The organism is Desulfocurvus sp. DL1XJH-121, assembly GCF_054819825.1.
This window is the reverse complement of record NZ_JBTVWW010000018.1, coordinates 68,326-74,952: the sequence shown is the minus strand read 5'-3', so window position 1 is coordinate 74,952 and position 6,627 is coordinate 68,326. Positions and strand designations below refer to the sequence as shown.

Genomic DNA, 6,627 nt, shown 5'->3' with positions numbered 1-6,627 from the left:
ACGGGCAAGGGCGGCACCATCGCCCCGTTCATCGCCTACCGCGCCAAGCAGGTTGGAAAGGCCCCCGCCGCGATCCTCTGCGAGACGGCCGATCCGATATTAACGGAATGCGCCTTGGTCATCGACATCCCGATCCTGGACGGATTCGACCGGAACCCAGTGCAGGCCATCAAGAACGGGCAGCGGGTCGCCATCGACGGCGGGGAGGTGCGCGTGGATTGAGCCGGGCCCCGGTGGGACGGGATATGCCGGCCCCGGGGCGTCGACGCCCCGGACAGGAAGATACTGGGAAAACAGCAAGCATCTAATTTCGTCCGCGTCCGGCAGGGTGCCGAACCTGGCCGAAATCAATCAGGAGGTAGCACGAATGAGTAAAATGAAAGTGACGTTGTATGCCATGCTTCTGGCGTTTGCCTGCTCACTGCTGCAAATCGTTCCGGCCTCGACCGCCTCTGCCGAGGAGTCCTGGACCTGGACCGGGCAGGCCTTCTGCGCCCGGGCCAACCGCCTCTACGAGAACGGCGAGGACTTCGCCTACATGGTGGAGAAGTACACCGACGGCCGGGTCAAAATAAACTACCACTCCGCCGGCGAACTCGTGCCCGCCATGGGGGTCTACGACGCCGCGGGCCAGGGCATCATCGACTTCGGCCATGCCTGCCCCTGCCTGGGCAAATCCAAGGCCTACAGCATCCAGTGGTTCTGCGACGCCCCCGGCGCCCAGAGCCCCATCGAACAGATCATCTGGTACTACAATGCCGGCGGCAAGGAACTCATGGAGGAGCTGTTCCACAAGTACTACAACGTCCATCCCCTGCCCATGGTGGCCATCACCACGGAAATCTGGCTCTACTCCAACAAGAAGATCAACTCCGTCAAGGACCTCCTGGGTCTGAAGATGCGCGCCGCCGGCGTGCGCGGCGAAGTGCTGACCAAGATGGGCGCTTCCGTGGTGGTCCTGCCCGGCTCCGAGATGGTTCCCGCCATGGAGCGCGGCGTGATCGACGCCATGGAATACTCCAGCATCAACTGCACGTATCCCCTCGGTTTCTGCGACGTCACCAAGTACCTGTACATGCATCCCACCAAGTCCACCTCGCCCATCAACCTGTGGGCCGTGAACCTCGACAAGTGGAACGCCCTGCCCAAGGACGTGCAGAAGGCCATTGAGCGCGCCAGCCGCGACGCCTACCTGCGTTCCCTGACCTGGGGCCTCGAGCAGGACTTCCTGACCTTGAAGAAGGCCGTTGAGGAGAAGGGCAACGAGATCCTCATCCTGCCCGACGACGTGACCCGCGCCGTGGATGAAGCCTCGGCGGACTACTACTACGAGAAGGCCAAGACGGACAAGGATCTGGCCCGAGTGCTGGAGTCCTGGGCCGCGTTCAAGAAGGAGTACGGCTCCTATGCCAAGTGGCTGGACTACTTAAACATGACCGGCGACCACCTCGGTCTGGTCAAGGGCGATTCCTAAGTCGCACAACATATGCCCGAAGGGTGGGGTCCGCCGTCCGGACCCCGCCCCCAGGGCCCAAGGGGTTGGAGCATGAAGATTCTGCACTGGATTGACGCCATGGGAGAGTGGAGCGGCCTGCTGTCCCGGTGGCTGGGGCTGGCGCTGAGCGTGGTGGTCATTTTCGAGGTCATGTCGCGATACCTCTTCAACAAGCCGACGATCTGGGCCTTCGACACCGCCATGATGTTGACCTCGATGCTGTTCCTGCTGGGCTCTGCCTACGTGCTCAAGCACGACGCCCAGATCAAGGTCGACGTTCTTTACAACCTGATGCCCAAAAGCGGCCGGATCGCCGTGGACATCATCTTCTACCTGTTCTTCTTCTTTCCCTTCACCCTTTCCATGGTCTGGTTCGGCGCCAAGGCCGCCCATTGGTCCTGGGTGGCGCACGAGATCAGCAACTCCAGCCAGTGGGGCGAGCCCATCTTCTGGTGGAAGGGGATGGTCCCGTTGGCGTTCCTGCTGTTGACGATTCAGGGAATCGCCGAATTCATTCGCATCCTGGGCTCCATGAAGCAGTCCGGCGGACAGGAGTCGTAGCCATGAGTCCCGAAATTCTTTCCTTCATCATGCTCGGCCTCATCGTCATCGCCATCGTGGCCGGCATTCCCGTGGCCTTCGCCCTGGCGTCCATTCCGCTGGCGTTCGGATACTTCTACATCGGCCACGGCGTCTTCCCCATGTTCTCGCTGCAAAGCTTCGGCATGATGTCCTCCTACTCCTTCGTGGCCGCCCCGCTGTTCATCTTCATGGGCGCGCTCATGGAGCGGTCGGGCATAGCGGACACGCTCTACGAGGCGTTCTACCACCTGCTGGGCGGCGTGAAGGGCGGGCTGGCCCTGGCCACCGTGGCCATGGCCACGATCTTCGGCGCGTGCACGGGCATCGTGGGCGCGGGCGTCATCACCATCGGCCTGCTCGCGCTGCCCTCGATGCTCGCCAGGGGCTACGACAAGGGCCTGGCCACGGGCAGCATCATGGTCGGCGGCGGCCTGGGCGTGACCATACCCCCCAGCATCATGCTCATCCTGTACGGCTGCGCCGCGGGCGTCTCCATCTCCAAGCTGTTCATGGCGGCCATCGTCCCCGGCCTGATGCTGGGCGGGCTGTACCTGGCCTACATCTACATCCGGGCCCGGATGCATCCCGAGCTGGCCCCGTCCGTGGACGACAAGGAGAGGATTCGCGGCGTGGCCCTGGCCAAGCTGACCGTCAGCTCGCTGGTGCCGCCCATCTTCCTCATCCTGGCGGTGCTCGGCTCGGTCTTCTTCGGCATCGTCTCGCCCTCCGAGGCCGGGGCCATGGGCGTGCTGGGCGCCATCGTGCTCATCGCCGTGCGCGGCCGGTTCAGCGTCAAGGTCATCATCGAGGCCCTGACGGGCACCATGAAGATCACCTCGGCCATCCTGCTTATCTGTTTGGCGGGCAAGCTCTTCACCGGCGTGTTCATCTTCATGAAGGGCGACGCGGCCCTGCGGTCGGTCATGACGTACATGGATCTCGGCCCCACGGGGACCCTGCTTCTGATGCTGTTCATCGTGCTCCTGCTGGGCATGGTCATGGACTGGATCGCCCTGATCTTCATCCTGGCGCCGATCTTCGCCCCCATCCTGAACACCATCGGCGTGGAGCAGCTGTACTTCGGGATCCTGTTCTGCGTGACCCTGCAGATATCCAACATGACGCCGCCCTTCGCCTACTCGGTGTTCTACCTGAAGACCATCACGCCCCCGGAGGTGACCATCGGAGACATGTACAGGGGCTGCATCCCCTTCGCCCTGGTCTCCGCCCTGTGTCCCATTCTGCTCATCGTGTTCCCGGCCATCGTGTCCTGGCTCCCGAGCCTCATGGAATAAGTCGTTGAACAGGAGGTTGCTTCGTATGGAACACCGCATCGATCCCCATTCGCCTCCGAACGTGTGAATAGGCCTCCTGTTCTTCCACGCTCCGCCTGCGCGGGCGGCGACAGTCCGCGCAGGCGGGGTTCACCACCCGAAGTTGTTGAAAATGGTAACGGCTTCGCGGCCTGACTGTCCGCCAGGATACTGAAATTCCATCAGATATCAGACGCAGGGAGCCGGGTGCCCGGACCGCGAGGTCCGGGGGGCTTGGGACCGGTGCGCCCTGCGCCCGGCTAGCACAACACGAATTTCGGCCCCGCGGGGCCCTGAACCGGACGGAACAAGAGGTCGGCTGTCAGTGCAATGTCGCCATCGAGCCTGTTCGAGAAACATGACGAAAGGAGTGGCACCATGCGTTTGAAACTGGTTTCCTCATTGATCGCGGCGATGATTCTGTTGGGTTCCCTGACCACCGTGGCCATGGCCCACGGCGACGGCGCGGACTACAGCCCCCAGGGCAGCGGCAACGTGGTCGTGCTCGTCAAGAGCGGCAATGCCGAGGACATCTTCTTCGGCCTGCTGTTCGCGGACAGGGCGATCAAGAACGAGTGGATGGACAACGTCAAGGTCGTGCTCTGGGGCCCGGCCCAGAAGACCCTGGCCGAGCTGCCCGCGGACAGCGACCAGGTCAAGCTGATCAAGAGCATCATCTCCCGGGGCGGCAAGGCCAGCAGGATCTGGGCGTGCAAGGCCTGTGCGGACCGCTACGGCGTCGCGGACAAGATGGAAAAGATGGGTTGCGAGGTCTTCCACGTGGGCAACGCCACCTCGTACCTGATGAAGCTGGGCTACCGCATGATGACTTGGTAGGAATGACCGTTTGATTCACAGACATTGCTTGGAATAGCCCGGTTCGCTCGAACCTCCTCTTGTGGGCCCCGGTCCGGCATGTGCGCCGGGCCGGGGCCTCGACACTGCCGGACGGTTCCTCTCTAGAACTGGTCGTTCATTGCCTCCAGACAGCGCAGCAGCGCCTCGCGGTCCTCGGGGGGGCAGGGGGCGGAGATTTCCTCGGTGAGCTGGCGGTGCAGGCGGTCGTGTTCCTCAAACAGGGTTTCTCCGGGGCCGGTGAGTTCCACGATGATGGAGCGGCGGTCGGTCTCGTGGGGCCTGCGCAGGACCAGGCCGCGGTCCTCCAGGCGGTCGATGAGCACGGTGAGCGTTCCCGTGGTCACGCCCATGTGCCCGGCCAGCTCCTTCATGCGCATGGCCCGGCGGATGCCCAGGATCTCCAGGGTGTGCATCTGGGGCAGGGTCAGCCCCTTTTCCCGCACCACGTCGTGCTCCCAGGACGAGAGCTTCTCGTAGAACTCGATGATGGCGTGGTTCAGTCTGTCCAGCGTGTCCGCTTGGTCCGTCATTCTCAAACTCCCGGGGCCGAGGCCATGTAGCTGTAGATGCCGAAGCCGATGGTCAGCACGCCCGCCGTGCGCATGACCAGGGGCTCCACCCAGTCCTTTTGCAGGGCCCGCGCGGCCCCGGCCGCCTTGAAGATGGCGTATATCACGGCCGAGAGCACCAGGCCCGTGCCCAGGGCGTAGCTGGCGAACACGGCCGTGCCCTTGAGCAGGCTGCCGGAATCCAGGGCGTAGGTGTACATGATGGCCACGGTGGGGCAGGGCACGATCATGTTCACGAAGCCGATGGAAAACAGGCCCCAGCGGGTGGCCGCGTGGGCGGTTTCGTGGTGGCCGTGGTCATGATCGTGGCAGTGGGCGTGCCCCAGGGCGCAGCCGTGGTCATGATCGTGATCATGGTCGTGGCGGTGCAGGAGCCCGGGTCTGATGACCAGGATCAAGCCCAGGACCACCAGGATGGCCGTGGTGGCCAGGTCCACGAAGCGGGCGAAGGACGCGGGGATGGCCAGGGAGACGGAGCCGAGCGTCAGGCCGATGAGCAGGCAGCCCGCGGTGGTCCCGGCGATGAAGGCCGTGGTCAGGGAGAAGACGCGCCTGCCGCTTCGCTCGCCGTACATGAAGGGCGCCAGGATGAGCCAGGAATGGCCGCAGGGGTTGATGCCGTGGATCAGGCCGAGGAAGAGGCTGCTTTGCAGGGCCATGAGGAAGAGCGTGTCCATGGGGTGTCGTTCCTGAAAAAAGTTTGACAAACAAAATATACGTAAGTCAAGATATCTGAAACATGGATAGTTTGAAAGTCAAGGCTTTTTGTCCGCCCGGCCTGGACACGGGACGCGCGGGGTGGGAAAAGAAGGCGGATTGCCCGAAACCATGGGGCGGGCAGGAGCTTCACGGAGAGCCACGAATGGATACGCCGCACGCGGCATTTGCCGAGTATCTCAGTAGGAATCGTTTGAACATGACGGCCCAGCGCAGGACCATCCTGGATGTGTTCCTGGAGTCCGGGCGGCATCTCACCGTGGACGAACTCTACGAGGCCGTCAGCGAAAAGGACCCCGCCATCGGCCGGGCCACGGTCTTCAGGGCGCTGAAGGTCCTGGCGGCATGCGGGCTGGCGCGGGTGGTGCGCTTCGACGACGGGCTGGTGCGCTACGAGAACGCCTGGGGCCGCGAGCATCACGACCACATGGTCTGCGACGTGTGCGGCAGGAGTTTCGAGATCGAGGACCCGGGCATCCGCGAGGCCCTGGCCCGGGTCGCCGAAGCCAGCGGGTTCAAGCTTACCGGGCATACCGCCTTTCTGCATGGCCTGTGCCCGGACTGCCGCGCCGCCGGGGAGTGATTCCCCCCGTCAGGACCGCCCGCCGCCCTTCTTGCGGCATTCCTCGCATAATCCGTACAGGAACAGCCTGCGCCCCGTGAGCACGAAATCGTGCCGCGCGGCCAGTTCGTCCTGCAGGTGCTGGATTTCCGGCTCGCGCACGCCCAGGCGCCTGCCGCAGCGGGTGCAGATGATGTGGTCGTGGTGGTGGTCGTCGGGCCTGGGGGCGTAGCGCATCAGCCCGTCGTCGAAGCGCAGCTCCCTGGCCAGGCCCGAGCGGGCCAGGAGCTTGACGTTGCGGTAGACCGTGGCGATGCCGATGGACGGACAGATCCCGCGGACCTTGATGAACAGTTCCTCGGGGGTCAGATGGCCGCCGGCGTCCAGGAAGACCTCCAGGATCAGCTTGCGCTGGGGTGTCAGGCGCAGGTTGTTCCTGATCAGCCAGTCCATGAAGGAGTCCAGGGGCGGATCGCGGCGGCGAGCCGAGGTCTCGGAGTCGTGCATGGCGGTGCCCCTTGGGGCCGGGCC

The 6,627-nt window shown here is 63.9% G+C and carries 9 protein-coding genes; 6 read left to right on the top strand and 3 right to left on the bottom strand.

The window, feature by feature from the left end; all coding sequences use genetic code 11:
- The 5 genes from ACYYG1_RS12770 to ACYYG1_RS12750 all read left to right on the top strand — a co-directional run.
- The coding region (locus ACYYG1_RS12770; protein ID WP_461210706.1) for an aconitase X swivel domain-containing protein at positions 1–222 on the top strand (222 nt) is incomplete at its 5' end.
- A gap of 145 nt (positions 223–367) precedes the next feature.
- Positions 368–1,474 (top strand): TRAP transporter substrate-binding protein, encoded by a 1,107-nt coding sequence (locus tag ACYYG1_RS12765; protein WP_461210705.1) that lies wholly within the window; start codon positions 368–370, stop codon positions 1,472–1,474.
- Positions 1,475–1,546: 72 nt separating this feature from the next.
- Positions 1,547–2,056, top strand: coding sequence for a TRAP transporter small permease subunit (locus tag ACYYG1_RS12760; RefSeq protein WP_461210704.1), 510 nt, complete (start codon positions 1,547–1,549; stop codon positions 2,054–2,056).
- A 2-nt stretch (positions 2,057–2,058) separates the two neighbouring features.
- A complete protein-coding gene (locus ACYYG1_RS12755) occupies positions 2,059–3,372 on the top strand; it encodes a TRAP transporter large permease (protein ID WP_461210703.1) in 1,314 nt (437 codons plus the stop codon).
- A 396-nt stretch (positions 3,373–3,768) separates the two neighbouring features.
- Positions 3,769–4,227 carry a DsrE family protein gene (locus ACYYG1_RS12750; RefSeq protein WP_461210702.1) on the top strand — a complete coding sequence of 153 codons (459 nt, stop codon included), beginning with the start codon at positions 3,769–3,771 and terminating at the stop codon, positions 4,225–4,227.
- A 122-nt stretch (positions 4,228–4,349) separates the two neighbouring features.
- On the opposite strand, the gene ACYYG1_RS12745 is transcribed toward ACYYG1_RS12750, so the two are convergent.
- Together ACYYG1_RS12745 and ACYYG1_RS12740 are read right to left on the bottom strand one after the other, a co-directional pair.
- On the bottom strand, positions 4,350–4,778 hold the full coding sequence (locus tag ACYYG1_RS12745) for a MarR family winged helix-turn-helix transcriptional regulator (protein ID WP_461210701.1): 429 nt from the start codon (positions 4,776–4,778) through the stop codon (positions 4,350–4,352).
- 2 nt (positions 4,779–4,780) lie between these two features.
- Positions 4,781–5,494 carry an urease accessory protein UreH domain-containing protein gene (locus ACYYG1_RS12740; RefSeq protein ID WP_461210700.1) on the bottom strand — a complete coding sequence of 238 codons (714 nt, stop codon included), beginning with the start codon at positions 5,492–5,494 and terminating at the stop codon, positions 4,781–4,783.
- A 239-nt stretch (positions 5,495–5,733) separates the two neighbouring features.
- Between ACYYG1_RS12740 and ACYYG1_RS12735 the strand changes: the two genes are divergently transcribed.
- On the top strand, positions 5,734–6,117 hold the full coding sequence (locus ACYYG1_RS12735; protein WP_461210699.1) for a Fur family transcriptional regulator: 384 nt from the start codon (positions 5,734–5,736) through the stop codon (positions 6,115–6,117).
- Positions 6,118–6,126: 9 nt separating this feature from the next.
- Here ACYYG1_RS12735 and ACYYG1_RS12730 read toward each other — a convergent pair whose 3' ends face one another.
- Positions 6,127–6,603: a Fur family transcriptional regulator gene (locus tag ACYYG1_RS12730; protein WP_461210698.1), complete on the bottom strand. Its 477-nt coding sequence runs from the start codon at positions 6,601–6,603 to the stop codon at positions 6,127–6,129.
- Positions 6,604–6,627 lie beyond the last annotated feature (24 nt).

Excerpts from the sequence above, each read along its gene's own strand:
- ACYYG1_RS12730 (WP_461210698.1), bottom strand. The coding sequence starts at position 6,603 with ATGCACGACTCCGAGACCTCGGCTCGCCGCCGCGATCCGCCCCTGGAC.
- ACYYG1_RS12755 (WP_461210703.1), top strand. The coding sequence starts at position 2,059 with ATGAGTCCCGAAATTCTTTCCTTCATCATGCTCGGCCTCATCGTCATC.
- ACYYG1_RS12745 (WP_461210701.1), bottom strand. The coding sequence starts at position 4,778 with ATGACGGACCAAGCGGACACGCTGGACAGACTGAACCACGCCATCATC.
- ACYYG1_RS12740 (WP_461210700.1), bottom strand. The coding sequence starts at position 5,494 with ATGGACACGCTCTTCCTCATGGCCCTGCAAAGCAGCCTCTTCCTCGGC.
- ACYYG1_RS12760 (WP_461210704.1), top strand. The coding sequence starts at position 1,547 with ATGAAGATTCTGCACTGGATTGACGCCATGGGAGAGTGGAGCGGCCTG.
- ACYYG1_RS12765 (WP_461210705.1), top strand. The coding sequence starts at position 368 with ATGAGTAAAATGAAAGTGACGTTGTATGCCATGCTTCTGGCGTTTGCC.
- ACYYG1_RS12750 (WP_461210702.1), top strand. The coding sequence starts at position 3,769 with ATGCGTTTGAAACTGGTTTCCTCATTGATCGCGGCGATGATTCTGTTG.
- ACYYG1_RS12735 (WP_461210699.1), top strand. The coding sequence starts at position 5,734 with ATGACGGCCCAGCGCAGGACCATCCTGGATGTGTTCCTGGAGTCCGGG.